Annotated in this window: 25 protein-coding genes; 5 read left to right on the plus strand and 20 right to left on the minus strand. The window is 43.7% G+C overall.

The window, feature by feature from the left end; genetic code table 11:
- Nucleotides 1–401 precede the first annotated feature (401 nt).
- Complete coding sequence (locus LCL89_RS09710) at nucleotides 402–1,034, minus strand: hypothetical protein (protein WP_224809930.1); 633 nt, start codon at nucleotides 1,032–1,034, stop codon at nucleotides 402–404.
- Nucleotides 1,035–1,267: 233 nt separating this feature from the next.
- Here LCL89_RS09710 and LCL89_RS09715 point away from each other — a divergent pair, with 233 nt between their 5' ends.
- Nucleotides 1,268–1,567, plus strand: a complete 300-nt coding sequence (locus LCL89_RS09715) for a hypothetical protein (protein WP_224809931.1) — start codon at nucleotides 1,268–1,270, stop codon at nucleotides 1,565–1,567.
- A 485-nt stretch (nucleotides 1,568–2,052) separates the two neighbouring features.
- Nucleotides 2,053–3,288 (plus strand): dicarboxylate/amino acid:cation symporter, encoded by a 1,236-nt coding sequence (locus LCL89_RS09720; RefSeq protein WP_224809932.1) that lies wholly within the window; start codon nucleotides 2,053–2,055, stop codon nucleotides 3,286–3,288.
- 58 nt (nucleotides 3,289–3,346) lie between these two features.
- Here LCL89_RS09720 and LCL89_RS09725 read toward each other — a convergent pair whose 3' ends face one another.
- The 3 genes from LCL89_RS09725 to LCL89_RS09735 all read right to left on the minus strand — a co-directional run bounded on the left by LCL89_RS09725 (nucleotide 3,347) and on the right by LCL89_RS09735 (nucleotide 7,173).
- Nucleotides 3,347–4,711 (minus strand): LVIVD repeat-containing protein, encoded by a 1,365-nt coding sequence (locus LCL89_RS09725; protein WP_224809933.1) that lies wholly within the window; start codon nucleotides 4,709–4,711, stop codon nucleotides 3,347–3,349.
- A gap of 321 nt (nucleotides 4,712–5,032) precedes the next feature.
- On the minus strand, nucleotides 5,033–6,457 hold the full coding sequence (locus tag LCL89_RS09730; RefSeq protein ID WP_224809934.1) for a HAMP domain-containing sensor histidine kinase: 1,425 nt from the start codon (nucleotides 6,455–6,457) through the stop codon (nucleotides 5,033–5,035).
- A gap of 23 nt (nucleotides 6,458–6,480) precedes the next feature.
- The gene (locus tag LCL89_RS09735) at nucleotides 6,481–7,173 is read right to left on the minus strand and encodes a response regulator transcription factor (protein ID WP_224809935.1); all 693 of its coding nucleotides are present in this window, start codon (nucleotides 7,171–7,173) and stop codon (nucleotides 6,481–6,483) included.
- A gap of 184 nt (nucleotides 7,174–7,357) precedes the next feature.
- Between LCL89_RS09735 and LCL89_RS09740 the strand changes: the two genes are divergently transcribed.
- Nucleotides 7,358–7,738: a PepSY domain-containing protein gene (locus LCL89_RS09740; RefSeq protein WP_224809936.1), complete on the plus strand. Its 381-nt coding sequence runs from the start codon at nucleotides 7,358–7,360 to the stop codon at nucleotides 7,736–7,738.
- A 77-nt stretch (nucleotides 7,739–7,815) separates the two neighbouring features.
- Here the strand turns inward: LCL89_RS09740 and LCL89_RS09745 are convergent, their stop codons facing one another.
- Both LCL89_RS09745 and LCL89_RS09750 read right to left on the minus strand, forming a co-directional pair.
- Nucleotides 7,816–8,106 carry a YkvS family protein gene (locus LCL89_RS09745; protein ID WP_224809937.1) on the minus strand — a complete coding sequence of 97 codons (291 nt, stop codon included), beginning with the start codon at nucleotides 8,104–8,106 and terminating at the stop codon, nucleotides 7,816–7,818.
- Between the two features lie 234 nt (nucleotides 8,107–8,340).
- Nucleotides 8,341–8,559 carry a hypothetical protein gene (locus LCL89_RS09750; RefSeq protein ID WP_224809938.1) on the minus strand — a complete coding sequence of 73 codons (219 nt, stop codon included), beginning with the start codon at nucleotides 8,557–8,559 and terminating at the stop codon, nucleotides 8,341–8,343.
- Between the two features lie 537 nt (nucleotides 8,560–9,096).
- Here LCL89_RS09750 and LCL89_RS09755 point away from each other — a divergent pair.
- Together LCL89_RS09755 and LCL89_RS09760 are read left to right on the plus strand one after the other, a co-directional pair.
- Complete coding sequence (locus LCL89_RS09755) at nucleotides 9,097–9,951, plus strand: hypothetical protein (RefSeq protein WP_224809939.1); 855 nt, start codon at nucleotides 9,097–9,099, stop codon at nucleotides 9,949–9,951.
- 126 nt (nucleotides 9,952–10,077) lie between these two features.
- Nucleotides 10,078–10,542 (plus strand): hypothetical protein, encoded by a 465-nt coding sequence (locus LCL89_RS09760; RefSeq protein ID WP_224809940.1) that lies wholly within the window; start codon nucleotides 10,078–10,080, stop codon nucleotides 10,540–10,542.
- A gap of 566 nt (nucleotides 10,543–11,108) precedes the next feature.
- On the opposite strand, the gene LCL89_RS09765 is transcribed toward LCL89_RS09760, so the two are convergent.
- From LCL89_RS09765 to LCL89_RS09830, 14 genes are all read right to left on the minus strand, one after another.
- On the minus strand, nucleotides 11,109–12,017 hold the full coding sequence (locus LCL89_RS09765) for a DNA/RNA non-specific endonuclease (protein WP_224809941.1): 909 nt from the start codon (nucleotides 12,015–12,017) through the stop codon (nucleotides 11,109–11,111).
- A gap of 120 nt (nucleotides 12,018–12,137) precedes the next feature.
- Nucleotides 12,138–12,335 (minus strand): hypothetical protein, encoded by a 198-nt coding sequence (locus tag LCL89_RS09770; RefSeq protein WP_224809942.1) that lies wholly within the window; start codon nucleotides 12,333–12,335, stop codon nucleotides 12,138–12,140.
- A gap of 34 nt (nucleotides 12,336–12,369) precedes the next feature.
- Nucleotides 12,370–13,752 (minus strand): 23S rRNA (uracil(1939)-C(5))-methyltransferase RlmD, encoded by a 1,383-nt coding sequence (gene rlmD, locus LCL89_RS09775; protein WP_224809943.1) that lies wholly within the window; start codon nucleotides 13,750–13,752, stop codon nucleotides 12,370–12,372.
- A 235-nt stretch (nucleotides 13,753–13,987) separates the two neighbouring features.
- Nucleotides 13,988–14,893: a diacylglycerol kinase gene (locus tag LCL89_RS09780; RefSeq protein WP_197318041.1), complete on the minus strand. Its 906-nt coding sequence runs from the start codon at nucleotides 14,891–14,893 to the stop codon at nucleotides 13,988–13,990.
- A 162-nt stretch (nucleotides 14,894–15,055) separates the two neighbouring features.
- The gene (gene gatB, locus LCL89_RS09785) at nucleotides 15,056–16,486 is read right to left on the minus strand and encodes an Asp-tRNA(Asn)/Glu-tRNA(Gln) amidotransferase subunit GatB (protein ID WP_224809944.1); all 1,431 of its coding nucleotides are present in this window, start codon (nucleotides 16,484–16,486) and stop codon (nucleotides 15,056–15,058) included.
- Nucleotides 16,487–17,956: an Asp-tRNA(Asn)/Glu-tRNA(Gln) amidotransferase subunit GatA gene (gene gatA / locus LCL89_RS09790; RefSeq protein ID WP_224809945.1), complete on the minus strand. Its 1,470-nt coding sequence runs from the start codon at nucleotides 17,954–17,956 to the stop codon at nucleotides 16,487–16,489.
- Between the two features lie 12 nt (nucleotides 17,957–17,968).
- The gene (gene gatC, locus LCL89_RS09795) at nucleotides 17,969–18,259 is read right to left on the minus strand and encodes an Asp-tRNA(Asn)/Glu-tRNA(Gln) amidotransferase subunit GatC (RefSeq protein WP_197318044.1); all 291 of its coding nucleotides are present in this window, start codon (nucleotides 18,257–18,259) and stop codon (nucleotides 17,969–17,971) included.
- A 159-nt stretch (nucleotides 18,260–18,418) separates the two neighbouring features.
- Nucleotides 18,419–18,922 carry a hypothetical protein gene (locus tag LCL89_RS09800; RefSeq protein ID WP_224809946.1) on the minus strand — a complete coding sequence of 168 codons (504 nt, stop codon included), beginning with the start codon at nucleotides 18,920–18,922 and terminating at the stop codon, nucleotides 18,419–18,421.
- Nucleotides 18,923–19,124: 202 nt separating this feature from the next.
- Nucleotides 19,125–20,636 carry a sodium/proline symporter PutP gene (gene putP, locus LCL89_RS09805; RefSeq protein ID WP_197318046.1) on the minus strand — a complete coding sequence of 504 codons (1,512 nt, stop codon included), beginning with the start codon at nucleotides 20,634–20,636 and terminating at the stop codon, nucleotides 19,125–19,127.
- A 498-nt stretch (nucleotides 20,637–21,134) separates the two neighbouring features.
- The gene (pruA, locus tag LCL89_RS09810) at nucleotides 21,135–22,685 is read right to left on the minus strand and encodes an L-glutamate gamma-semialdehyde dehydrogenase (RefSeq protein WP_224809947.1); all 1,551 of its coding nucleotides are present in this window, start codon (nucleotides 22,683–22,685) and stop codon (nucleotides 21,135–21,137) included.
- Nucleotides 22,686–23,109: 424 nt separating this feature from the next.
- Nucleotides 23,110–23,520 (minus strand): hypothetical protein, encoded by a 411-nt coding sequence (locus tag LCL89_RS09815; RefSeq protein WP_224809948.1) that lies wholly within the window; start codon nucleotides 23,518–23,520, stop codon nucleotides 23,110–23,112.
- Nucleotides 23,521–23,596: 76 nt separating this feature from the next.
- Nucleotides 23,597–23,824 (minus strand): hypothetical protein, encoded by a 228-nt coding sequence (locus tag LCL89_RS09820; protein WP_224809949.1) that lies wholly within the window; start codon nucleotides 23,822–23,824, stop codon nucleotides 23,597–23,599.
- 23 nt (nucleotides 23,825–23,847) lie between these two features.
- Entirely contained in the window at nucleotides 23,848–24,396 is a 549-nt protein-coding gene (locus LCL89_RS09825; protein ID WP_224809950.1) for a hypothetical protein, read from the minus strand.
- Nucleotides 24,397–24,487: 91 nt separating this feature from the next.
- Nucleotides 24,488–25,084 (minus strand): hypothetical protein, encoded by a 597-nt coding sequence (locus LCL89_RS09830; protein ID WP_224809951.1) that lies wholly within the window; start codon nucleotides 25,082–25,084, stop codon nucleotides 24,488–24,490.
- Nucleotides 25,085–25,255: the final 171 nt, after the last annotated feature.

Genomic DNA, 25,255 nt, shown 5'->3' on the forward strand with positions numbered 1-25,255 from the left:
CCATAAGACTAGTTCTACTCTATCAATCACATCACTATCTCCAGGACTCATGCTTTGCTTCCAATCCATATACTTCCTATAATTATCATAAAGGAGGAATTGGATGGGTGCCGCATTAGGAATCGCAATTATCTTTCTTATTATAGGTGTGATCCGTTCATTTTTTGGAGCTCCCCCGAAAAGATCAGAGTCTATGCGCTATGAAGAGCGTGATTATTCGTGAAAACACTTTACATAGAAAAAATGCCTGCCCCCCCCCACACAGTGATTGTGCAGGGTAATCAGGCATTTTTTCTGAGTTTATAAAGAAACCCTGTCTCTATGAGTCAGGGTTTTTATTACACAAAGTGAGTTTGTAACATTAGAAATTTTCTGTACTTATGTTGTATGACTGGCACAGTTTAAACCCTTTCAATAACTGCCCTCAGTTCTTTTTCCGTAAATTCACCCTTCACTCCGGGAACTTCCATGAAGTATTCTACAATCTGGTCTTCATTCAGACCGACTCCTTTTTTAAGACCACCAATGATTGTGCTCAAATACTCCACGGACGGCTTTTTGACCTCTTCGGGAGAAATATGCACAGGAGTTGTGAACGTGAAGACCGGATGGCCATCTTCATCCCCTAAGTAAAGGATATTGCCATACCACGAGTCCTGGACTTTCTTCGATCCTTTTTCCATAACTTCTTCAAAATCCATATCAAAAGTATCCAGCTTGTTCTCCTGGGCGACGATGTCCTGGAACTGTTCCCGGGTCACGAGATACATATTGCTGTACGTCTTTTGTTCAGAATAGCGGTCGGGATCGATGAAGGCTACGCCTCCTCCGTTCCAGCGGGCCGCTTCTTTTGCGAAAAAGACAGGATGGTTCATGATGAATGGTTTTTCATTTCTAGGAAGCGTCGCATCGCGGCAGCCTCTTTCTGTATCGTTCGATAACTCAGGCTTCCCGCCCTGGATGTAACATAAGAAGCGATCTGCGTTGATGTTGGAGCCAAAGCTCGCATACCAGACCAGGTTTTTATCTGTCATTCTAATTCTCCTTTTTATTGGATATAGATTCGACCGGTTTTTCACCTTCCATATGGAAGTCTAATACAATACGCTCAGTGAATCAAAAAAGGAGAAATCTGTTGGATTCATTCACCGCAATTCTTCCCCACTCTATAACATATATCTGCTATTATGGTAGGATGAAGAACACCATCTACTGCAGAGATTAAATGACATAATAGAATCCCGTACTAACAAAGGAGGTGTGCAGGATGGATCGAAGCCATGAAGAAAAAGTGATCGATAATTATCAAAAAGGCGAGAAAATGATGATTCTGCTTTTTGCCCAGTGGTGCATCAATTATGAACTGGATCCGGTAGCTATATATAAAGAGGCTTACCCGTATCAAGGTGAAAATAAAGAGCTGATCGATGCCTTGGAGCTGACTGTCACGAAAGAGGAGTCAGACCCTATTGATTCAGAGACTTTGCTTGAAGCTCTGTCTCTCTATGGAAATGACGACCTTGCTTTTGTTGTATCTGAATATATCAGTCAGAAAAACTTGAAATAACTCTGAGTTTACTTACCCAGGGTTGGTTTCGAAGAAAAGTGCCTGATCTTTTTAAAGGAATAGGGGTCAATTTATGTGGAAGCCATATCTAATAACTAATTTGATTCTAATGTTTTGGTATCACCCTATAACATTATTGGTCTTAGGAATGTCTCTACATCAAGTGAGTACACACCAAGAACTAGTCCAAAACTTATATTGGATCATCCCTTATCATCTTATCGTTGGTTCTTTACCTAACGTAATTATTCTTTTATATCAGTGGTTAAAGTATAAAGAAAAAAATGTTTGGTGGAGTTTCTTTATAGGTACAGTCATTATTGTAATTATTCAATTGGCACTCTACTTATTTTTCCTCTCAGACATCGTTAGTTTTGGAAAAATGCCTGAGCCACAATCTGTTATCTATTTATGAAGGGAATTATGCGTTCATATGGTCCTTTTCTCTGTTAGGATAGAAGATACGTCTAAAAAGAGGTGAATCTATGAAAAAAATCTGGCATACATACAAACATTCTTCTTTCCTGCTAAAAATGAGTATCGGCTTTTTACTAGGAATAGCTGCAGGTGTGGCTTTCGGTACTCAAATAGAATTCGTTAAACCACTCGGGACCATATTGATCAATCTGCTGAACTTAATTGCGATTCCTGTGATTTTTCTTACAGTCGTACTGGCCATCAACCAAATGGACCCGAAGCATCTGGGGCGGCTCGGTGGAAAACTGCTGATTTACTACGGACTAACAACAGCTGCTGCTGTTCTTATCGGAGTGACTCTGGCCTTATGGATAAATCCTGGTGACGGGCTGAGCCTGCCTGATGCACAGGTGGAACAACCGGAAACACCCGGATTCTCTGATGTCTTATTGAATATCGTACCGGATAACCTTTTCGAAGCTTTCACTTCAGGAAAGCTGATGGGCATCTTGTTCCTTGCGGTAATCATCGGTTTGACCATGGCGAAAATGTGTTATTCAGAGAAAAAAGAACTTCAGGAATCAGGTGCAACACTCCACCGCCTTTTCTCTGCCGCCAACGATCTGTTTTTCCTATTACTGCAAGGAATATTGCTTTATGCACCTATCGGAATCTTTGCGATTGCAGCTTCCTCTTTCGGAAATCAAGGATGGCAGACGTTTCAATCTCTACTGGCATTTACCGGTGTTTTCTATCTTGGTGTCCTTTTATTGTGGGCGTTCATTTACACATCGTTTCTTAAAGCTTCCGGTCGAAGCATCAAGGAATTCTTTGCAGAAACAAAAGATGCCTACTTTACAGCGTTCTTTACATCGAGCAGTATCGCTTCTCTGCCAGTTGCTATGGAATCCGCTAAAAAAGCTGGAATATCTGAAAGAACCACTCAATTCTCCCTCCCTATTGGAGCGGTCTTCAACTCAGATGGAGGAGCACTGAGGATGGGTGTGTCGATCGTTTTTGCTGCCAATGTAACCGGACTTGATTTATCTGTGATGGATTTCATCACCATCGTCGTTATCGGAACGCTCCTTTCCATTGGTACGGCTGGGATCCCGGCTGCCGGTCTCGTGACTCTCGCCGCTGTATTGACCATGTTCGATCTGCCTCTTGAAATCGTCGCCTTGATTGCAGGCGTAGATGTCCTCATCGGCATGGCAGGAACCGCCTCTAATGTTCTCGGTGACATTGTCGGAGCTGCAGTTGTCGACCGTAAAGAAAATCAGAAAGCAGTTTCTAACTCATAGTCAGTTTTCTCTACAAGCTAAAAAACCTGCCCCCCTCTGGGACAGGTTTTTTGTTTTATTATTCGCTGTTATTGTTTTGTAGAACTTTTAATCCGTTCCCCATATCAGAACCGAGAATGTAGTTCTGATCGACGAATACACCCCAGATATATGCATCTTCCGGTACGTATTTCCCTATTTGAACAGGGTTAGCAGGGTCAGTGATATCGACGGCTCTGATCCCTCCAGCATAATGAGAGAGATAAAGTGTATTCCCATGTACTTTAGGGTCGTGAACAGTATTCGCAAAGGTCACACCATCTTCCTTGTTATCGACACGATCCGTTTTGAAGGTGCTTAGAAGCTTTGGATTACTTTTATCTTTGATGTCAAAAATCCTTGTGTACCCATAAGATTCTTCATAACCTTCACGTGTAGGGTTATAAACTTCCCTTGTCTCGATCAACACATTTCCGCCTTTCGCAAGAGCGGAGGAGTGTGCAGCCCCTTGCACATCAGAAGCGAAATCCGTTCTTCCTTCAAACTTTACGTTGTGAGGATCCGAGATATCAAGAATGATTGTACCGAGATCCCAGTAGGATAGCAAGGCAGTGTCTCCATTATTATCAGTCATTGTACTATGGTTGAAAGCCGGACGCGTTTTTCCATCGGGAGCATTCCAGTGATAGCCATTAAAATCATCCGACACCTCAGGTAGCGAACGAGGATCGAATTCATAGATCGTTTCAGGTTCTGCCGGATTGGATACGTCAACAAGTTGGAAATCCATCGATTCTCCATGGGTGAAATAATCGGCATATGGATTGGCTGCCAATACATATGGCTTACCTTCTTGTTCAGTCAGGTACAGTTCATGAGTACCCGGCACTCGCTTGTCCACTTCCCAGAATCCAAGCTTTTCAGGTGCTTCAGGGTTGGTCACATCATATAGAAGGAAGCCCCCTTGAGAATCCGGATTGTCCCGTTTCAATTGCTGGACACTTACGACAGCTAGATCACCTTTGAAGTGTTCCGTGTTAACCGTCTTGACGATGACTTTTTCCTGCCACGTTCCCGGGATATCGTCTGCGAATTTGGTAACCTCAACAGGATTGGAAGGGTCTTTCATATCAAAAACCCTGACTCCGCCATTTCCGCCTCCCCTTACGTGAGTACCTAAATAGGCATAGCCTTTGTGAGCATACACGTCAGCGGTTGATTTTTTTACTCCGTCATATTGCTTCAGCTGGGCACTAGCGACTTCCTGCCAATTTCCAAGATTCTTATTTCCTTCGAGGACTGGGATCTGATTCAAGTTGTCCCCTTCATTGTCCCCTTTTTCAGCAAGGGAATTGTCGAGCATATCGTGAGCGAACGTCGTTGGTAACGTAGAAAATACCAGACACCCAGCAAGAGCTGTTGTCATAATGACCTTTTTATTCATGAATCTTCCTCCTTATGTAATCAGTTACCAAAATGTAACATATAAGGGAGTTAAATTCATTAATATTCAGAAAAATAGAACTAATGGACAGAGTGGGAATTAGGTGTTTTGTACCGAATCATGCATTATTTTGCGTGGAAGATTAATAAAAAGGTGAAATGAGTCATGATAGGAGGAATAATGAACTATGGTGAAAATATCCCCTTCTGATCAACAATATTATTAATGATTGTTATCCCCAACCATGAAGAAGGTTGCCTTCTATCTCCTCAAAAAAGAAGCTTGCAGAAAAACGGAAGGTTTCTCTACAAGCTTCTTTTATTATTTCAAGCAAGGAATCCTGACAATAAACGTACTCCCCTCGCCGGGAACGCTTTCCACTCGGAGCGAACCGCTGTGGTTATCGACCAGTTCCTTGGCGATGGAAAGCCCCAATCCGGTACCACCTGTCTTACGGGAGCGGTTTTTATCGACACGGTAGAAACGATCGAAAATCTTCTTTTGTTCCTCAAACGGAATGCCAATACCTTGATCGGAGACGGAAAGTTCAACCGAGCCCCCCTGCTTCTGCAAGGTCACGTTGATTTCCCCTTTGTCATCGGAGTAATGGATGGCGTTGTCGAGCAGGATGACAAAGATTTGTCTCAGCTGTTCCTCATCCCCTTTTACAGAGAGGTCTTCTTCCAAGTCCCCCTTGATCTGAATCGTGGTGCTTGATTGGAATTGTTGGATGGTTTGGTTGATGACCTTGGTGAGATCGACTTTCTCCATTTGGGTTTCCATTTGTTCGTTCCTTGCGATGGTCAACAGCTGAACCATCATCTTTTCCATGCGGTCGCTTTCTTCCTTGAGTGCCTCAATGGCTTGGTCCAGAATCTCAGGGTCCTTTTTTCCCCATCGTTTGATCAGGTTCAAATGCCCTTTGAAAGCGGTCAGCGGGGTCCTCAATTCATGAGAAGCATTGGAAACGAAGCTCTTTTCCCGTTCGAACTGCTTCTCCAGTTGAAATAATAGGTCGTTGAAACGGGTTCCAAGCTCATTCAATTCCCGTGGGGTTTCCGGTACAGGAACCCGCTTCGTCAAATCAGGAGAGCTTTCCATCTCACCGACCGCATCGGTGATGACGAACAGTGGTCTCAAGTTCCGTTTCGTAAGTTTATAAATAAAGATCGAACCGATGATGAGACAAAGCAATGCCGCTGTCAGGATGATCTGAGCCATCGCTGTCAAAAATTCCGCCACTTGATTCAATTGGACGTTGACTTCAATTATTCCGCTTTCGGATGTGGACTGCCATGGAATCATTTTTTGGATATAAAGCCCTTGGTCATCGTTCCACACATAAGATCCCGGAAGATTGAGATGAAATTCATCATCTTCTTCCTCATCCTCTTCTTCAGTCATCTCGTCATATCCTCTGGAACGGGCGATGGTGCTTTCTTCACTCGCCCTTATCTCAACATAGTAGTTCGCATGATCCGGATAGAGGACTTCATCCAAAGACTCCTGAACTTCACCTGGGTACTCTTCCTCGGTGAGGGTGGCGAGCTTTTTCTCCATCGCCTGCAGCTCCTGGTCCGTATTCTGAATCAGGAAATAACACATCCCCGCCATGACGACGACTGAGATAAAGAAGATGATGACGAGAAGGTTGAGGATATACAAGGAAGTGAACTGGAAAAGTAAGGACTGCCTTCTTGGATTGAGTATTCTATTGAGAGGGTTTTTGGCTGATAGAGATTTCATAAATTCCACTCCATTGTTTTTCCTCAAGATGATCGGCGAAGCACGTAACCGACCCCGCGGACCGTATGGATCAACTTCGGTTCATAAGCCTTATCGACCTTATTCCGGAGATAGCGGATATAAACATCGACAATGTTGGTTTCCCCGAGAAAATCGTATCCCCATACCGCGGACAGCATCCAATCCCGGCTCACGACTTCTTCCTTGTGTTTGAGCAGGAATACAAGCAGATCAAACTCCCGCTGCGTCAATTCAATCCGATCACCATCTCTGGTGACCTGCCGGCTTTTGAGATCGACCACGAGATCCTCGTAACGATAGGTTTCTTTTCCTTCTTCAATAGCCGCTCCTTTATAGCGTCTGGCAACCGACCGGATTCTTGCCAGGAGTTCTTCGATTTCGAAAGGCTTGGTGATGTAATCGTCAGCACCCGTGTCCAGCCCTGCGATTTTGTCACCGATATAATCCCGTGCCGTGAGGAGGATGATCGGGACAGCGCTCTTCTTCCTGACTCTCCTGCAAACCTCAAGGCCGTCAAGCTTCGGCAGCATCCAGTCCAGTAAAATAACGCTCCAGTCCTCCTCTTCGAAGGAGCTTAACGCCTGTTCCCCGTCCTCTACTGCCGTTACAGCATAGCCTTCGTGTTCGAGCTCCAGTTGGATGAAACGGGCAACGTTCCTCTCATCCTCTACAAGCAGAATCTTCTCTTCCTCCATCGTCTTACACCCCTCTTCATTGGTTACCTTTCATTGTAACTTTTACCAGCCTTATTATCATCTGATAGGAGATTAGAATCCCATGAGAAATGTAAATTCTCATCCAATTCTAATCTTTTATTCATCCGATTTTTATAAAAGGCGGGTATAGTAGAATTAAACCTAAAACATGGAGGGTTCATAAATGAAACTAACGAAGAAAACAATGATTATTGGAGGATTGTCTTTAGCGATAGTCGGAGGAGCAGGTTTCCTATTCCAAGGAACATCCGTTGTCGACGAAGTGTTCGCCCAGGAAGATTCTAAATTAGCGGAGCAGGCCAAACTCACGGAAAAAGAAGCTGAAGAAATCGCTCTTGAAAGAGTTTCTGGTGAAGTCGTCGAAAGTGAAGTGGAAAAAGAAGACGGCACGATTGTTTTCGAATTTGAAATCAAGACAGATTCCGGTGTTAAAGAAGTAGAGGTTGATGGGAATTCTGGTAAGGTGCTTGAGGTAGAGGATGAAGATGAAGATGATGATGAGGATGAGGACGACAACGAAAAAGAAGATGACAATGAAAAATAAGGATTAAATAGGGGCGGTTCTAGTGCTGCCCTACACTAAAAAAATAGCATCACACTTAGCAAGTGTGATGCTATTCCTTAATTATTGTCGCTGCGTTTTTTAATGCTGTAGTTTGTATGGGCAACCACGGTTTTTTCGACGTCTAGATTGCGGTCGTCGAAATCCTCCATAATGGTCATATCGCAAACAACGGAGTTTTGTAATCTAGCAGAAGTTACGATAGCTTCTACCTGTTGGCCGTCTTTTTCGAAAGTAATGATATCGCCTACAGTTGCTTTGTCTTCTTCCTTTACCTTCTGCTCTTCTTCTGCGTTCTTCTTCTTAAATGCAGCATCAAGTAAACCTTTACTCAATTTTTCATCAGCCATTAGAAGTTCCCCTCCTAGTCAATGTCGTCTCGTTTTTGTTTGTGTCTAATTCAGCACACGGCTATCTTTATCTATACCCTGAATCCAGGGGATTCACTCACCTTTTTCAGCTCTTGCTTTCTGTGCTAAAAAAAGGAAATTATTGAATGCCACAGTTAGCCGGAGTTTCTGACCCACGCTACATTAACGTATTACCGTGGCGGAGGTCAAATAACTCCATAAATCACTACTTCATCAGGTGCCTGTTCCACCACTAGGCGGCGGGTAATCCCCTGGTCCTGCGTGCCTCGTCTTCTCCTCATATACCTTTTCCCTGCTCTTTTTCCGATTCTTATTGAGTTCATCTCCGTAAAACCGATTGGTATTCCAACCGAGTTTTTCACGGATCATCCCCCATAAGATAGGCAGACCTAACAAGCCCAGAATGATCAGCAGAAACAGTCCTCCACTCATGTCCTTCACCCACTTCCGATTTCTTTCTTACTTTACGGTTGTAGGATGCATTAGGTTTCATCACCTTGAATCAGGAAAAATCTTATGTAGTGCTGACAAACCAAACTTCAACTATAAAATTGTTTAGTAATGCATAAAAAACTGAACGCTATATCAAATTATGGTTGAAACTTCACGGATGGAGAAAATCGGAACCTGGTAGTAGGGACCACTACGGGACAACGGACTTTGTTTTTCAAACCACAGTGATTTGTACTAAGTAAACTAGTAAAAAGCACTGCTTTTTTTTGAAATAATTTGTGAACCTTCTTGACGTTTCTTTTCGAGATGCTTCGTTACAAAAAACTTCGTTTTAAAACTCCATAATGATGAGCAAGACAAGATGGTCAATTCCAAGAACCTTCAAGGGTACTTGGGTGGAAATATTCTCTATTAGAATCCTTTGGATTTAACCCTTGAAATCAGATACTCATTTGTTATTGTGTTAAATGCAATACAAAAAAAGGTGGAGATATCGTGAAGAAAATAATTAATTCCATGTTGGGACTGGGTTTACTTGCGAGCATGTCGTTAAACCCAGTCCTTATTTCAGCGGAATCGAATTCCGACATCACAGCCCTTAGTAAAGAGCAAATCAGGGAAGAAGCAAAAACTCAATTGAGGGCACAAATCAACGACAATAACCTTGAAGAACTTCCTAGTCATGTAGACGTAACCGTTAGCGCGGATGGTGAAAAGCACGAGCTTGAATTTCCTAAAGGCGCAATCGTAGAGATTCCTTATGCAAATGGAGAAAATTCAGAAGGTCAACGCTACGCATCCATAGTTGAAGTAGACTTCAACATTGGCGAAAACGAACTGAAATTTGCGAATGGAAGTAGAGAATATGCCATAGATAAAGATAACGGGTGGACTGCTTCCATACAAAATCTTTCATCTAAATTCAACACGACTCTTAGTAACATCTTATTCGGCTCAACTATCTATGCCGAAATTAAAGGTAAAGGAAAATCGGACTATCGTTTCAGTGGAGACTTAAAACAAGAAATCTATGTCGAATACGACGAATGGAATGGAGATGTCAGTCTAGAGTACCTTGAAACGAAATGGGAGAGGGGCTCCACGTCATATGATGTTGATTACGCCGAACTTCATGGTGAATGCTCATGGAGAGGTGGTAGCTACGAGGACACTTTCAACATCGGTGAGCCAGATTGGCAAACCACTTACTCAACTTATGATTATGCCGATATAGCTGAATGTGGTTACACAGATAAAGAAAGCCAAAAACTGCCTCAGGTCGGTCACACCGAAGCTGACTTCTATGATGGCAATACACGGTACTATGATGATGTGAGAACGAAAATTGAATTGACCGAAGCTGGCCTTTAATCATAAGAACGAGGTATGAGGACGTTTAAGTCCTTATACCTTTTTCTAAGTAAAAGAACAAGGTCGCATCAATAGATTAAGAGCACACTAGCTATGATGAAAAATCGATATAGAGGAGGGTTCCTTTTGAAACGAAGAACACTTATAAGTTTTATAATCATCATTTCTGCGGCTGTCGCACTTATCGGTTGTTCTGATTCTGAAGTCTACAAGACCACCTACACAGCCAAGGGCGAAAGCGATAATTGGTTTGTAACTTTTCATCTAACTGAAAACACAAAGGAAGAAAATACGTCATCCGAAGTTATCTTCACTTCAAAAGAAGAAAAAGTCGTTCAGAATTTTCAGTATGAAGTAAAAGCCAAGCCACTCCAGACAGAGTTCTATGGAGATGCCGGAGAAATAGATTTTACGACGAAAGAAGACTATGAAACTAATGCATTTAAAGGGACATACACAAAAGATAAATCTGACTCCTTTTATGAAGGAGCGTTAAATGATGTTTTGGTTGAAATTTCATGGACAGAAAATGGAGAGCAATTATCAGAACATCTTAACCTATCTTACGAAAAAAAACTTAAACAACAATAAAAAAGCTTGCAGAATTCACAGTTCTGCAAGCTTTTTTTTCGTTCGTGTAACCAATAGATAGGAAATATTTTTTCCCTTTTTTAATAAGCTTGGGGCTGGTTTCCTTCCAGCTCGCTTTTCAGCTTGTTTTTGAGTATTCGTTCCGAAATAAACCCAACGATAAAACCAATAAAGATAGGGTTAAGAGAACCACCTGCTTCAAAAATTACCCCTTGGGATGGATTTTCTTTATAAAAAGTCCAACTTAAAAATAAAATCTCAAGTACGTGTCCAATTGTATATAAAGATCCTATAGATAAACGAAGCCACTATCAAAGGAAACCAAAATAACTTCTTTTTCACAGCTAACACTCCTCTTTTTTTATGTCCTAGCACTTGAATCAAGCGAATAATTACTATTATCAAAAGAGTACCTGCCCGAGGAATTTGACCAGGGCAGGCTATGATTAAAAATTAAAGTTAAAAGTTTTCTTACCAAGTCACACACTATACATGTTCGGAGTGTATGTTGCAATACAATGAAATGTCGAAACACTTCATTTATTTTTTCTCAAAGTCTTAGAGGCTTATTCTCCAACCATTCCATCTCCATCATTATCTCGCATATAAGCATATAACCAATGATCTTCTCTTATCGGCATAGTGAAACCGGCATCTTTCGCTTCTTTGATTGTTACTTGGCCATTTCCATTCGTATCAACCCCGGAAACATCACCTTTATCATTAGAATTAGAGTCATCTGAACTAGAAGATTCGTTACCACTTGTTAACCCTAACGACTCATTAACTTCATCGGGATTTACATTATCGAAAGTATCTACAACCTCGTTCCCGTTGACCGTGTATGAATACTGATACTTTGAAGGTATTTGTGTGTCAGTATCTGAGTACGAAATGACTGCTTCAAAATCAGTTGCACCACCTGCGTCACGTATCGCATCCTCCATGTACGCTTGGTCACCATGTCTGTTAAGCGTACTTTCCTGGGGGGTAATATTATAAGCATTTGATACGCCTCCCAAAGAGTCGGCAATAACATGCCCCTCGTCTAATTTATCACTTTTAACACCTGGAACTTTGGCTTCATCAGAGAAGTATCTACCAGTTGATAGGACTGGTTCGGCTTTATCATCTTGTAGAATAATATTGTCTGCAACGACTCTCACTAATTGCCCATGTTTATTCGTGAATGCCCAGTACTCCCTGTCACCAAATCCTATATCTACTACAACACTTGATTCTCGATCCCCGCTTAAGTCACCACCATCTACCTTTAATCGTTCGTATCCTGAAAACCGTTCATCATTCATTTCGGTTGATGTTTCCTCTACGTCTGACTTCTCAGCATTCGTAGTGGGCTCTTCTTGTAGATTTGGTTTTTCATCTGTAGTGGATGCATCTTCTACATTGTTGGTACATCCAACTATAAAGATGGTCATTAAAAGTAAGACCAAATAGTTCATTTTCTTTTTCATTTCGGACTCTCCTTTTAGCTTTATCTCTAAGCGATGCCAGCCCCCATCACGTTAATGGATAAATGTGATGGGGGCTGGCACTTGCATTAAAAAAAGCAGGAGAATCCCCCTGCTTTTCATTCAAACATCCTCTACTACTCTTACTACTTTGTTTCCACAATTCCTACATTTCCCATCCAACATCACACCAACAGGATGATTAACGACAATAAAGTCAGTGATCCTAACGATATCATCACAATTGCTACAGCGAACGTTGGCGATCAGTTTCTTTCTGAAATCTTCAGGTAAGGATAACCACTTTCTATTCGCTTCCATCCCAATGCCTCCTTTTCAGAATACTTATTGAGGCTTACTTTTCTTTCTTCTCCAGCCAAGTTACACACTCCACATGACTCGTCTGCGGGAACATGTCCACAGGTTGGACCTCTTTCGTCTCATACCCACCATCTTCAAGCACACGTAAATCACGCGCCAATGTAGACGGATTGCACGATACATAGACGATACGCTCCGGCTGCATTTCAAGCATAGAGTTCAACAATGCTTCGTCACAACCTTTACGTGGTGGATCGACGACGATGACGTCCGGCTCAAGGCCCTGGTTCTTCCACCATGGCATCAGCTTTTCAGCTTCTCCGACGAAGAAGTCTGCGTTGTCCATCTTATTCAGGCGTGCGTTTTTCTTTGCATCCGTGACAGCTTCAGGAACGATTTCCACACCGTACACTTTCTTCGCTTTTTGAGCTAGGAAAAGGGAAATTGTTCCAATCCCACAGTAAGCATCAATAACAGTTTCGCCACCTCGCAGGTCGGCGTACTCGAGTGCTTTGTCGTATAAGTGTTTCGTCTGTGTCGGGTTGACCTGGTAGAACGACTTCGGAGAGATCATGAATTTGATATCGCCGATCGTATCGTAGATGTATTCGTCTCCGTAGATGACGTTCGTTTCTTTACCCAGAATGACGTTGGTCTTCGCACTGTTCACGTTATGGACGATCGACTTCACGTTCGGAAACGCGTCTTTGATTTCGTCGATCAACTTGTCCTGATGTGGAAGCTTTTTCGTTTTCGTGACAAGTACGACCATGATGTCTTTCGTATTTTGTCCGGTACGAACCATGATATGGCGTAGCGCCCCCCGATGCGTCTGCTCGTCATACGCTGATATGCCAAGGTTCGAGGCGATACGACGGACGGTTTCGACCATACGGTCATTCATTTCATCCTGGATCAGGCAGGTATCCATATCAATGATATTGTGACTGCGCTTCTGGTAGAAACCTGTCTTCAGTTCACCGTTTTCTTTTTCTCCAACAGGGATCTGGACCTTGTTACGGTAGCGCCATGGGTCGTCCATACCAATCGTATCGTGTACCGATACGTGCTCAAGGTGGCCGATTTTCTTCATGACGTCTTTCACTTGTTTCTGCTTCATATCGAGCTGCATTTGATAGCTCATGTGCTGAAGCTGACAGCCTCCACATTTATAGTAGACATCACATGGCGGTTCAACACGGTCGTCACTCTCTTCGTGCACTTCCAGCAGCTTTCCGAAGCCGAAGTTCTTTTTCACTTTGACGACTTTGACTTGAGCGGTTTCACCGGGAAGGCCATACGGTACGAAAAGTGGATAGCCATCGACTTTCCCTACCCCATTGCCTTCGTGGGTCAAGTCTTCGAATGTCAGTTGGATCGTTTCGTTTTTCTGTACGGGCGGTTTTGGTTTCGCCATCATTCATCCGTCCTTTGCTTTATACTCTGTGTTCGATTTTACCACAATTGGTGCTTGGGGAGAAATTACGCAATCATGCGGTGAATATACGCAATATGGGTGGGAAATACAGCAATATTGCTCTGAAAATACGCAATACTGCCCTGAATATACGCAATCAGTCTTCCAAAATACGCAATCCACCACCCCAATCCAAACAAAAAACGCCGCCAGCTCTAGGCCGGCAGCGCTTCTGTCAGTTTTCGGGCTGGAATTTATCCTTCGGTACAAAGAAATCGATATGTCGATACAAATTGACAAATTCCCCGGGCAATAATCCGCCAAATTCCCCGTCAATATTCAACTGCATCTTCTCATCCGTCTTCACTTTCACGCGGCTTGCGGTCGTGTGGATGAATTTCGGATGATCGAGGTGATTTCCCTGAATCGCCAGTGTCGCAAGGCGGACGAACTCGGCAATGTTCATTTTTTCAATGAGCATCAAGTCGAATAGTCCGTCGTCCATACGGGCGGACGGGGCAAGTTTCTCAAGGCCGCCGACCGAGTTGGTGTTGGATACGAGGAACAGCATGATTTCCCCTTCGTACCATTTCCCATCGTATTCAATCTCGACATGGGTAGGGCGGATTGATGGCAGCATCTCCATTCCTTTCAAGTAGTAAGCGAGCTGTCCGAGCATCGTCTTCAGCTTGCTTGGCACTTCATAGGAAATTTCTGTAATTTTACCACCACCGGCAATGTTCATGAAGTAATGATCGTTCACACGGCCGATATCAAGTGGATGTGTGTAGCCTTCCAAAATGACATCGACAGCTTTATGAATATTGCGCGGGACGCTCAAGGCGCGCGCGAAATCGTTGGTCGTTCCGACTGGAATGATGCCGAACTTCGGTCTATGGTCTTGTTCAGCGATTCCGTTGATGACTTCGTTGATCGTACCGTCCCCTCCGGCAGCGACAACGACATCAAACTTCCGTTCTACAGCATAGCGGGCGGCCTCGATGGCATCACCGGCACCGGTCGTCGCATGAGTAGACGTTTCATACCCCGCCTGCTCGAACCGTTGTAACACATCGGGCAGAACTTTACGGATCAATTCTCTTCCGGAGGTCGGATTATAAATAATACGGGCCGTTTGCATCGTTTGAACCCCCTCATCCAAGCATTCTTCAAATAATATCATAGCTTGTTTTTCTGAAATTGCAACAGTTTTTACAAGTATATGATAGGTTGTCTCTAACCATACGAAAACACGCACTTCGGTAAATGTGCGTGCTTCGTACAAAGGTTGGCATGCGTAGGATCAGCGCTTATCCAGCTCTGCCAGAATAATTTTGTTGACCATCGGCGGGTTCGCCTGGCCTTTCGTTTCTTTCATGACCTGGCCGACAAGATATTTCACGGCGCGGTCTTTACCATTCTTATAGTCTTCGATGGACTGCGGGTTGTCATCCATGATTTTCACGATGATTTCCGTCAGCTGACCTTCGTCAGAGATTTGGACAAGGCCTTTCTCTTTGACGATTTCCTCAGGGTCGCCACCGTTCTCTACAAGCTCTGTGAAGACTTTCTTCGCGATCTTGGAGCTGATCGTACCGTCTTCGATCAACTGGATCATTTTCGCAAGTCCGGCTGGAGTCAGTTCAAGTTCGTGAAGCTCTTTGTAGTTTTTGTTCATATAAGCTGACACTTCACCCATCATCCAGTTGGACGCCTGCTTAATGTCTGCTCCTTCATTGATTGCTGCTTCAAAGAAGTCGGATAGTTCTTTGTTGTTTGTAAGGACCATCGCATCGTATTCAGGTAGTTCCAGCTCTTCGATGTAACGCTTCTTACGTGCGTCCGGAAGTTCTGGAATTTCGTTGTAGATGCGCTGCTTCCACTCTTCATCGATGTGAAGAGGCACAAGATCCGGCTCTGGGAAGTAGCGGTAATCATCGGAACCTTCTTTGACACGCATCAGGATCGTTTCTTTCGCCTTCTCATCGTAACGGCGTGTCTCTTGAAGAATCTCTCCACCTTTCAGCAATTCCTGCTGTTGGCGTTTTTCTTCGAACTCAAGCCCTTTTTGAACGAAGGAGAACGAGTTCAAGTTCTTCAATTCCGTTTTCGTACCGAATTCTTCCTGGCCGATCGGGCGGATGGAAAGGTTTGCGTCACAACGAAGGGAACCTTCTTCCATCTTACAATCGGATACGCCTGTGTATTGGATGATGTTTTTCAGTGCTTCCAAATACGCGTATGCCTCTTTCGGTGTGCGGATATCCGGCTCGGAAACAATTTCGACAAGCGGTGTTCCCTGGCGGTTGTAGTCGACTAGGGAATAGCCGTCATCACTGTGCGTCAGTTTCCCTGCGTCTTCTTCCATGTGGAGACGCGTGATGCCGATACGTTTTTTCACGCCATCGACTTCGATATCGATATAGCCGTTTTCACCGATCGGCTTATCAAACTGGGAGATTTGGTAAGCTTTCGGGTTATCCGGGTAGAAATAGTTTTTACGGTCGAACTTCGTATCGGTCGCGATATCACAGTTCAGTGCCATCGCTGCTTTCATTGCGAAGTTGACCGCTTCTTCGTTCAATACCGGAAGAACGCCCGGATACCCGAGGTCGATCGGGTTGACGTTCGTATTCGGCTCATCCCCGAACATGTTCGGAGACGGGCTGAAGATTTTCGAGTTCGTTTTCAGTTCGACGTGGACTTCAAGTCCGATAATCGTTTCAAAGTTCATTTATTGCGCACCTCCAAGAGACGGGCGTTGTTTGTGGAATTCAGTCGCCTGTTCGAAGGCGTGAGCCGCACGGTAGACGGTTGCTTCATCGAAGTGCTTTCCGATGATTTGAAGACCGATCGGAAGACCTGCTTCAGAGAATCCGCATGGTACGGAGATTCCCGGTACACCAGCCAGGTTGACTGGAATCGTCAGGATATCGTTCGCATACATCGTCATCGGGTCGTCGACTTTGTCTCCTACTTTGAAGGCAGGTGTCGGCGTTGTAGGTCCGATGATGACATCGTAGTCAGCGAATACTTTTTCAAAATCGTTCTTAATCAACGTACGGACTTGTTGTGCTTTTTTATAGTAAGCATCGTAGTAACCGGAGCTCAATGCGAATGTTCCAAGCATGATACGGCGCTTCACTTCGTCACCGAAGCCTTCTGCACGGGAACGCTTGAACATGTCGAGCATCGTCTCTGCATCTTCTGCGCGCTTACCGTAACGGACACCGTCAAAACGTGCTAGGTTCGCAGAAGCTTCAGAAGAAGAAATCAGGTAGTACGTAGAAAGTGCGTACTTGGAGTGTGGAAGAGAAACTTCTTCCCACGTTGCGCCGAGCTCCTCATACTTCTTCAACGCTGCTTGTACCGCTTCTTTGACTTCAGGTGCAACCCCTTCGCCCAAGTATTCTTTCGGTACACCGATCTTCATGCCTTTGACATCACCTGTCAGAGACTCTGTGTACCTCGGTACTTCAAGGTTCGCAGAAGTAGAATCCATGTGATCATGGCCTGCGATTGTTTCTAGTAGAAACGCATTGTCTTCAACGTTGCGCGTAATCGGACCGATTTGATCCAGAGAAGATGCGAATGCAATCAGACCGAAACGGCTTACACGGCCGTATGTCGGTTTCAAACCAACAACACCACAATAAGCAGCCGGCTGACGGATCGAACCACCTGTATCAGAACCCAGGGAATAAGGAACTTCGCCTGCAGCTACAGCAGCAGCGGAACCACCACTGGATCCACCTGGAACATAGTCGGTGTTCCACGGGTTGCGGGAGCCTTCATAGCTTGAGTTTTCGTTGGAAGAACCCATCGCGAATTCGTCCATATTCAGTTTTCCGATCGTGATGGACTTCGCGTCGTTCAACTTGTTGACCACGGTCGCGTTGTAAAGCGGATCGTTGAAGTTATCAAGGATCTGGCTTCCGGCAGTCGTGCGCAGCCCTTTTGTCACGATGTTGTCTTTCACTCCGATTGGCAGACCGAACAGCGTAGCGTCTTCACTGCCGCGCTCTTCGTCATACTGGGATGCCTGCTCCATAGCCTGTTCTTTGTTCAATGTCAAAAATGCTTTCACTTCACCGTCGACTTCATCGATTCGCTTGTACGATTCTTCGACCAAGTCTGTGACGGAAATCTCCTTTTTATGTAGCTTCTCTTGAAGCTCACGTAATGTATAGTCAAATAAAGACATCGTCGTACCTCCTTATTCCAATATAGATGGTACTTTGAATTGACCATCTTTTTGATCCGGTGCGTTTTTCATTACATCTTCTTTTTCGACCCATTTCTTAGGCTCGTCTTTACGCATCACGTTTTTCAGATCAAGAACGTGTGTCGTCGGCTCGACGCCTTCGGTATCCAACTCGTTCAACTGCTCTGCGTACGTGATGATATCATCCAATTGTTTCGTGAATGTTTCTGCTTCTTCTTCATTGATAGCGAGGCGCGCCAAGTGGGCGACGTGCTTCACTTCATCTTTACTAATTCTGGACATAATGCGACCTCCATTTCGATCTCACATAATATATGATCATACCAAATTTCTATATCCGTAATCAACGTGCGGTTGTTTTTCACCCCTCCTATCTTAACATATCCATAGGGGGCGTGTCTTTTTGAGGCTGACGTCCGGATCATTGCATGATTTGTATCATCATCGAAAATCTTCCTCATGAATAACGTTACCTTCGCTATCAAGTGCTTTTACAGGACCCCAGCTATATGGACTATAAAACACCCTTCCCCATTTTGATTCGTGGATGGGGATTTCTTCGAACCCGTTTTCTTTCTTCACTTTTACTGAATGAATATCTTCATCACCAACCGTACCATAGAGAAAAGGAACCTCGTCTCCATCAAAAGTAAAATATCTACTATGTCCGGCATTTAAAGGCTGGTCGGTGGGGGTGCGAAAATCAGAATGCGTTAAATTCCACTTCCGACCTTCTATCTGATAAAAACCGAATTTAATCATTTTGAAGTCCTCTTCAGCAAGATAAGCTACTAATTTCTTTTCTTCCCATTCTGTTGCATCTATAATTTCAATCACTTCATACGATAGAGGCTCCTCATCTTCTACAATCTCTTTTACCGTTTTCTCCTGACACCCGGCAAGTAAAAGAAGAACGAACACGATCATCACTGCTTTTACCTTCAAAATATCCTCCCCATCCTTTAAAAATCTAAACAAACGGTATCACTCGAAATACCATATATCAATCTCATTATGTAAAAAAGGAGGTCGTAAAAGTAGGATGACCCCGGTGGACGCCCATTTCCATAACCTCCTTACTTTTACAACAAATAGACAATAAAAAAGGACCCCCGGCAGAACCGGAGATCCTTCATCATTTTATTGATTAGCGAGTTCTCGCTTTTTCAAATTCTTCAACGATATCTTCTGGTGGGTTACCCATGGAACTTACAACCGTAGTAACGATCAAGTTCAGGATGAAACCAGGAACGATCTCGTAAAGATCGAAGATACCGCCGCTCAGGAAGTCACCCCAGATAACGACTGTCGCAGCACCGACGATGATACCGGCAACAGCACCGTTACGAGTAATGCCTTTCCAGAATAGGGACAAGATGATGATCGGACCGAATGCGGCACCGAATCCTGCCCAAGCGTAAGATACAAGGCCAAGTACTGTGCTGTCTGGGTTACCAGCCAGCAGTACGGCGATCAATGCGATACCCGCAACAGCTACACGACCTACCCATACAAGTTCACGCTCAGAAGCGTTCTTACGGAATAGGGCTTTGTAGAAGTCCTCTGCAAGTGCAGAAGAAGATACAAGCAGCTGAGAGTCAATTGTACTCATGATTGCAGACAAGATCGCTGCAAGCAGGATACCCGCGATGACCGGGTGGAATAGGATTTGTGAGAAGGTGATGAAGATCTTCTCAGCATCGGCAAGCATTTGTACGCCGCCTTCAGATACGATTTCTACACCGAAGCTGTCAAGGCCGCTGATGTCTTGTGTATTGATGAACGCAAGACCGAATAGACCTGTGAAGATCGCTCCGTAAAGTCCTAGAACCATCCAGCCGATACCGATGAATTTCGCTTTCGGTACGTCTTTAGGTGAACGCAATGCCATGAAACGCACAAGGATGTGTGGTTGACCGAAGTAACCAAGACCCCATGCTAGAGATGAAATGATTGCTAGTGCGCCTACACCTTGAACCATGTTCAGGTGAGTCGGGTCGATTTGACCGACAGCGTCTACAGCAGCGTTCCAGCCGCCAAGCTCAGTAACAGCAACGATCGGTACAGCGATCAATGCTAGGAACATCAGAATACCTTGAACGAAGTCTGTCCAACTTACCGCTAGGAAACCACCTAGGAAAGTATAAGAAATCGTTACGATTGCACCAATCCAAAGTGCTTGTGTGTAGCTCAATTCAAATGAAGCTTCGAACAGCTTCGCTCCGGCTACCATTCCGGAAGATGTGTAGAATGTGAAGAATAAAAGGATTACAAATGCAGAGATAACACGTAAGATATGAGAGTTGTCTCGGAAACGGTTTTCCAAGTAGTCTGGAATTGTAATCGAGTCATTTGCAACCTCAGTCAATACACGCAAACGACGTGCTACGAATTGCCAGTTTAAGTATGCACCGACAGCTAGACCTACACCGATCCATGCAGCTGACAAACCACCAGCATAAATTGCACCTGGAAGACCTAGTAGTAACCAACCACTCATGTCCGATGCTCCGGCACTCAATGCGGCTACTCCTGGCGTCAAACGACGACCACCTAAAACGTAGTCAGATAAATCACTTGTCATACGGTATGCAGCAAAACCGATCAACAGCATACCAATTAAATAAACTATAAACGTAATTAACGTTGCAGTACCCATTTCTTATTATTCGCTCCTCTCAGTGAATAGTGAAATTATTGTTAGAATGATTAGAATTGGCATTGGAACAAATAACCAGAACCAAGTTGCCCCTGTAATAGTGAATGATGACGCTGTTGCAAGATCGAACACTCTTCCACCTCCTCTATTCAACTTTTTGTTATGCACTTCTATGCATTGTTGCCGACTTCTGGTTCTTAAGTCATAGAAGCTTAAAATACCAAACACAGGTACAACTATATCATAATATATTTTTGCGAACATTTCAAAAATTGTGGTATTTCGACTTTGTTGTATAAAAATACTTGAATAACGTATTAATATACACATATAGACCAAATATACTATAAACATTCACAAATTTTTTTTGAAATTGTTCTTGACATTTTCTAAATTTTTAAAAATATTCTCCTGTGTTCTTGGAGTTAGTATGGTCTTTCTGCTCAAAAAAATCCTCTTTCTGTAAATTTCAGAAAGAGGATTTTGTTTTCTTCTATATTATAGCATTTCTGATGTCGTTTTTCCTTGCATGTGGTGGATCAAATAATCCGGTCCGCCTGCTTTGGAATCTGTACCGGACATGTTGAAACCGCCGAACGGGTGATAACCGACGATGGCAGCTGTACAGCCGCGGTTGAAGTACAGGTTACCGACGTGGAAGTCACGACGCGCCTGCTCCTGGTGAGAGCGGTTGTTCGTAATGACTGCGCCCGTCAGACCGTAATCGGTATTGTTGGCGATTTCGATCGCTTCGTCGAAGGACTTCGCTTTCGTGAATCCGACCACTGGTCCGAAGATTTCTTCCTGCATGATGCGTGCATTCGGATCAAGATCAGCAAACACGGTAGGCTCTACGAACCAGCCTTTGCTGTCGTCACCTTTACCACCAGTCATCAAACGACCTTCTTCTTTACCGATGCTGATGTAATCCATGATCTTATCATAAGCACCCTGATCGATGACAGGCCCCATGTAGTTGGAGTTGTCTGTAGGATCTCCGACATTGACTTGTTCTTTCGTTTTCTGCACCACGCGGTCAAGCAGCTCGTCATACACGTTTTCGTGCGCAACGACACGTGAACAAGCGGAACATTTTTGACCTGAGAAACCGAAAGCAGAATACGTGATCGCGTCCGCTGCCAATTCAAGATCGGAGTCTTCATCGACAACGATGGTATCTTTTCCGCCCATTTCGATGATCGTACGCTTCAGCCACTTCTGACCTTCATGCACTTTCGCTGCACGTTCAAAGATACGCGTACCGACTTCGCGGGATCCTGTGAAGCTGATGAAACGCGTGCGCGGGTGGTCGACAAGATAGTCGCCGACTTCTTTTCCGCTTCCCGGAACATAGTTCACGACGCCTTTTGGCATGCCCGCTTCTTCAAGGACTTCCATCATCTTATAAGCGACGACCGGCGTAGCACTTGCCGGCTTCAGTAACACGGTGTTTCCAGAAACCATGGCTGCAACTGTCGTACCTGCCATGATGGCAAATAGGAAGTTCCATGGAGAAATCACGACCCCTACACCGAGTGGAATGTAGTGGAAACGGTTGTTTTCGATCGGACGGGAGTTGATTTCCACTCCTTTGTCGATCTCAAGCATTTGGCGGCCATAGTACTCCATGAAATCGATCGCTTCCGCAGTATCTGCATCCGCCTCTTTCCATGGCTTTCCGCCTTCTTTGACAAGGTGGGCTGTAAACTCATGTTTGCGGCGACGTACAATTGCTGCAGCGCGGAAAAGGATGTCCGCACGGAACTTAGCATCTGTCTTACGCCACGATTCAAATGTTTCATCAGCGATCTTGTGGGCTTTTTCAGCCAGGTCCTGATTCGCTTTTGAAACATAACCAATTACTTCTTTCTTATTCGCTGGGTTCACGACTTCGATTTTGTCGTCTGTCATGATCCGTTCACCACCGATGATCAGTGGATAATCTTTTCCTAAATCGGATTCAACCTGCTTAATCGCAGCTTCGAGAGCTTTACGATTCTCCTCAACGCTAAAATCGGTAAATGGCTCATGTTTGTATGGGACTACCATGCTAAACCGCCTCCTTGAAATTAAATGGGGTTAGACGCTGTGTGTGATTGTTTTTTGAAAATTACCACTAAAAGCGTTTCCATGATTAGTTTACCGTACCTATGAATCTAGTTCAATTACTTTTTTTCTAAAAATTCGTATTTTCGACCAAAATCGCGTAAAAACAGGAATTTTGTTGAAAAAATGTTTTCATATCCGTGATTTAATCCAATTTGCTCGGTGTATTTAGTAAATTGATTTCGATATGCTTGTTAGTATTAGGCTCGCCTGGGCAGGGTTCGCTTTCCTGCGGGGGAACCGGCAAGCTTCCTCGGCTGCGCCTTCGGGATCTTACCTACTTCCTTCTCCCGCGGGAGTCTCACCCTTCCCCGTCGAACCTAGCCATATCAGATTTTCGAAATTACCTATTTCATCAAGTAAAGTACTAATCAGATCGATTCAGCAGTTCTCTGATATATGGTTTTACATTGAACATTTTCACTGTGATTTGGACCATGAGTAAAAAGAAAATACTCTCAGGACCCTGCCCACGTACGGTGTCTGCGGACAGCCACTTTTCGTAAAACGTTTCAGGTACCCATTCTAATGCTTGTATGAAAACGTACGTTAAAACTAAAGGAATGAACAGCAGCGCGATTCCCTTATAAACTGGATCGACTCCGAGGAAAATGAATAGATAGGTCAGGGCCATGATGGATACGATGATGACTGATCTGCCTAATAACATGGAAGTTCCCGTGGATATGGCTCCTGCAATCATGAAAAGAACTACACTCCCAATCACAATCATCAGCAGTTTATCACTTTCCCGAAGTTTATGTATGATATTTCCCACTCTTCCTCCCCCTCACTTGGATCTCTTCTGTTATGGAGGAGTCTAACATTTATGAACGTAGATGACTTCAAGCAGATTATCCCAATAATAAAGAGTCTTCATATAAATGAAGACTCTTTTTCCAGTTCAAATAGTTATGACTTTTGAAAAGAGATACCGACAAAATTAAAAAATCCACTCCAACACTTTCGCCAGCAAATACATCGGGAGTCAGCATGCCGGCAAGGAGATAACTGACTTTTTCCAGAAAGAATTTCACGATATCAACTATAATTTCCGCTATATAATCGATCCATTTAAACATTCCATCACCCTGGATCCGTATATTTATTTTCCTTGATAAGCATCCTGATAGATCTCTTCTGGAAAACGGCTTAAATGATCTACTATGATTCCATTGAGTTCTTCTGGAGTTATCTCTGGGTCCTCTTGTCCTGTTTCCTTTGAAGACATATCATTTTTTGCTTTCGCTAAATACTCTTTTATCGTAACGAGCAATTTTACATCTTGTTCATCTAATTGGTCATCCTCAGCCAACGGGGGGACTTCCCCTTTAGTCTCCCCGGTTAGTTTGAGACCGTGCAAAAACATCGACGCATATTCAAAGAAATCGGTAGGTCCTAACGACCAACTCACATAATACCTTCCATTATCTATGATACCATCCGCTTTTAACAGTTCTTCGTTAAGTAAGCGGATATCCTGCTCCAACTCTGCGCCTTCTGGATTTTTTTCAATTAGATAATCTATTTTTCTGATTGATCTCTCAAGTGAAAAGTAAAAATGATTCACGAATGTTTTCCACTCATTTTCTTCTGCTTGAACATCTTGATAGAAATGGTATGTAAATATACTGAGCGTGATAATAATAACCACCGAAACAAAAAAATAACCCTTGAATAACTTTTGTCGGATAAAAAACCCCTCCTACTTTGAACTATGAAACACTCCTTCATTTACGTAACACCTATTGATAACCATCCAAGTAGATTTCATTCGGATACTGATCCAAGTGATCGTTTATCATTTTCTGGAACGCTTCTTTCGTCATTTCCGGATTTTCCTGACCAGTCTCTTCCGAATACATGTCGCTTTTCGCTTCTGACAAATAACTTCTCAATGTTTTCAATCTGTTTATTTCTTGTTCGTCCAAGCGTTGATCTTCTGCTAATGGAGGCACGCCTCCACCTTCCGAACCACTTGAAATGCCATATAAATAACCTGGAGCTTTTCTAAAAAAACGAGTGTGTGGGATGCGATCACTTACATAGTGGTTGCCGTTCTCAAGAGTGACATGAGCTGTTGTAAATTCTTCATTCAGTCTATGAATATGCTCCTTCAGCACTTCACCTTCCGGCTTATGATCAATCAAGGAATCCAGTCTGATTATGGATTGATCCACTGAATAGTAAAAGCGATTGATAAATAACTTCCACTGACGTTCTTCTTCCCGGGCATCTTGAAAATAGAGATATGTAAAAATGCTGAGCACCATCATGACAGTGCCGATACCCCAATAGATGTTCCTTCGAATATAAAATCCTCCTTTTGAAACTGGAAACATTCTTCCATCTTATCATAGTAAACAAAGTAGGTGAGGGAAAGATTGTAACCTTTAGAGTACATATTTAATAAGAGGGTTGCAGCCAGCTGACATTTTGAAGAGGAAACGGTGGAAATGGGGAGACTCCTGCGGGTACAGCGGTAAGGGTGAGACCCCGCAGTGAAACGAGGA

It is taken from the genome of Halobacillus yeomjeoni (assembly GCF_020171525.1).
Taxonomy (GTDB): Bacteria; Bacillota; Bacilli; order Bacillales; family Halobacillaceae; genus Halobacillus; species Halobacillus yeomjeoni.

Coding starts and splice junctions, on each gene's coding strand:
- LCL89_RS09755 (WP_224809939.1), top strand. CDS start 9,097: ATGTTGGGACTGGGTTTACTTGCGAGCATGTCGTTAAACCCAGTCCTT.
- putP (WP_197318046.1), bottom strand. CDS start 20,636: ATGGGTACTGCAACGTTAATTACGTTTATAGTTTATTTAATTGGTATG.
- LCL89_RS09750 (WP_224809938.1), bottom strand. CDS start 8,559: ATGAGTGGAGGACTGTTTCTGCTGATCATTCTGGGCTTGTTAGGTCTG.
- LCL89_RS09745 (WP_224809937.1), bottom strand. CDS start 8,106: ATGGCTGATGAAAAATTGAGTAAAGGTTTACTTGATGCTGCATTTAAG.
- gatB (WP_224809944.1), bottom strand. CDS start 16,486: ATGAACTTTGAAACGATTATCGGACTTGAAGTCCACGTCGAACTGAAA.
- LCL89_RS09710 (WP_224809930.1), bottom strand. CDS start 1,034: ATGACAGATAAAAACCTGGTCTGGTATGCGAGCTTTGGCTCCAACATC.
- LCL89_RS09830 (WP_224809951.1), bottom strand. CDS start 25,084: ATGTTTCCAGTTTCAAAAGGAGGATTTTATATTCGAAGGAACATCTAT.
- rlmD (WP_224809943.1), bottom strand. CDS start 13,752: ATGGCGAAACCAAAACCGCCCGTACAGAAAAACGAAACGATCCAACTG.
- LCL89_RS09820 (WP_224809949.1), bottom strand. CDS start 23,824: ATGTTTAAATGGATCGATTATATAGCGGAAATTATAGTTGATATCGTG.
- LCL89_RS09720 (WP_224809932.1), top strand. CDS start 2,053: ATGAAAAAAATCTGGCATACATACAAACATTCTTCTTTCCTGCTAAAA.
- LCL89_RS09730 (WP_224809934.1), bottom strand. CDS start 6,457: ATGAAATCTCTATCAGCCAAAAACCCTCTCAATAGAATACTCAATCCA.
- LCL89_RS09735 (WP_224809935.1), bottom strand. CDS start 7,173: ATGGAGGAAGAGAAGATTCTGCTTGTAGAGGATGAGAGGAACGTTGCC.
- gatC (WP_197318044.1), bottom strand. CDS start 18,259: ATGTCCAGAATTAGTAAAGATGAAGTGAAGCACGTCGCCCACTTGGCG.
- gatA (WP_224809945.1), bottom strand. CDS start 17,956: ATGTCTTTATTTGACTATACATTACGTGAGCTTCAAGAGAAGCTACAT.
- LCL89_RS09715 (WP_224809931.1), top strand. CDS start 1,268: ATGGATCGAAGCCATGAAGAAAAAGTGATCGATAATTATCAAAAAGGC.
- LCL89_RS09765 (WP_224809941.1), bottom strand. CDS start 12,017: ATGAAAAAGAAAATGAACTATTTGGTCTTACTTTTAATGACCATCTTT.
- LCL89_RS09740 (WP_224809936.1), top strand. CDS start 7,358: ATGAAACTAACGAAGAAAACAATGATTATTGGAGGATTGTCTTTAGCG.
- LCL89_RS09780 (WP_197318041.1), bottom strand. CDS start 14,893: ATGCAAACGGCCCGTATTATTTATAATCCGACCTCCGGAAGAGAATTG.
- LCL89_RS09725 (WP_224809933.1), bottom strand. CDS start 4,711: ATGAATAAAAAGGTCATTATGACAACAGCTCTTGCTGGGTGTCTGGTA.
- pruA (WP_224809947.1), bottom strand. CDS start 22,685: ATGGTAGTCCCATACAAACATGAGCCATTTACCGATTTTAGCGTTGAG.
- LCL89_RS09770 (WP_224809942.1), bottom strand. CDS start 12,335: ATGGAAGCGAATAGAAAGTGGTTATCCTTACCTGAAGATTTCAGAAAG.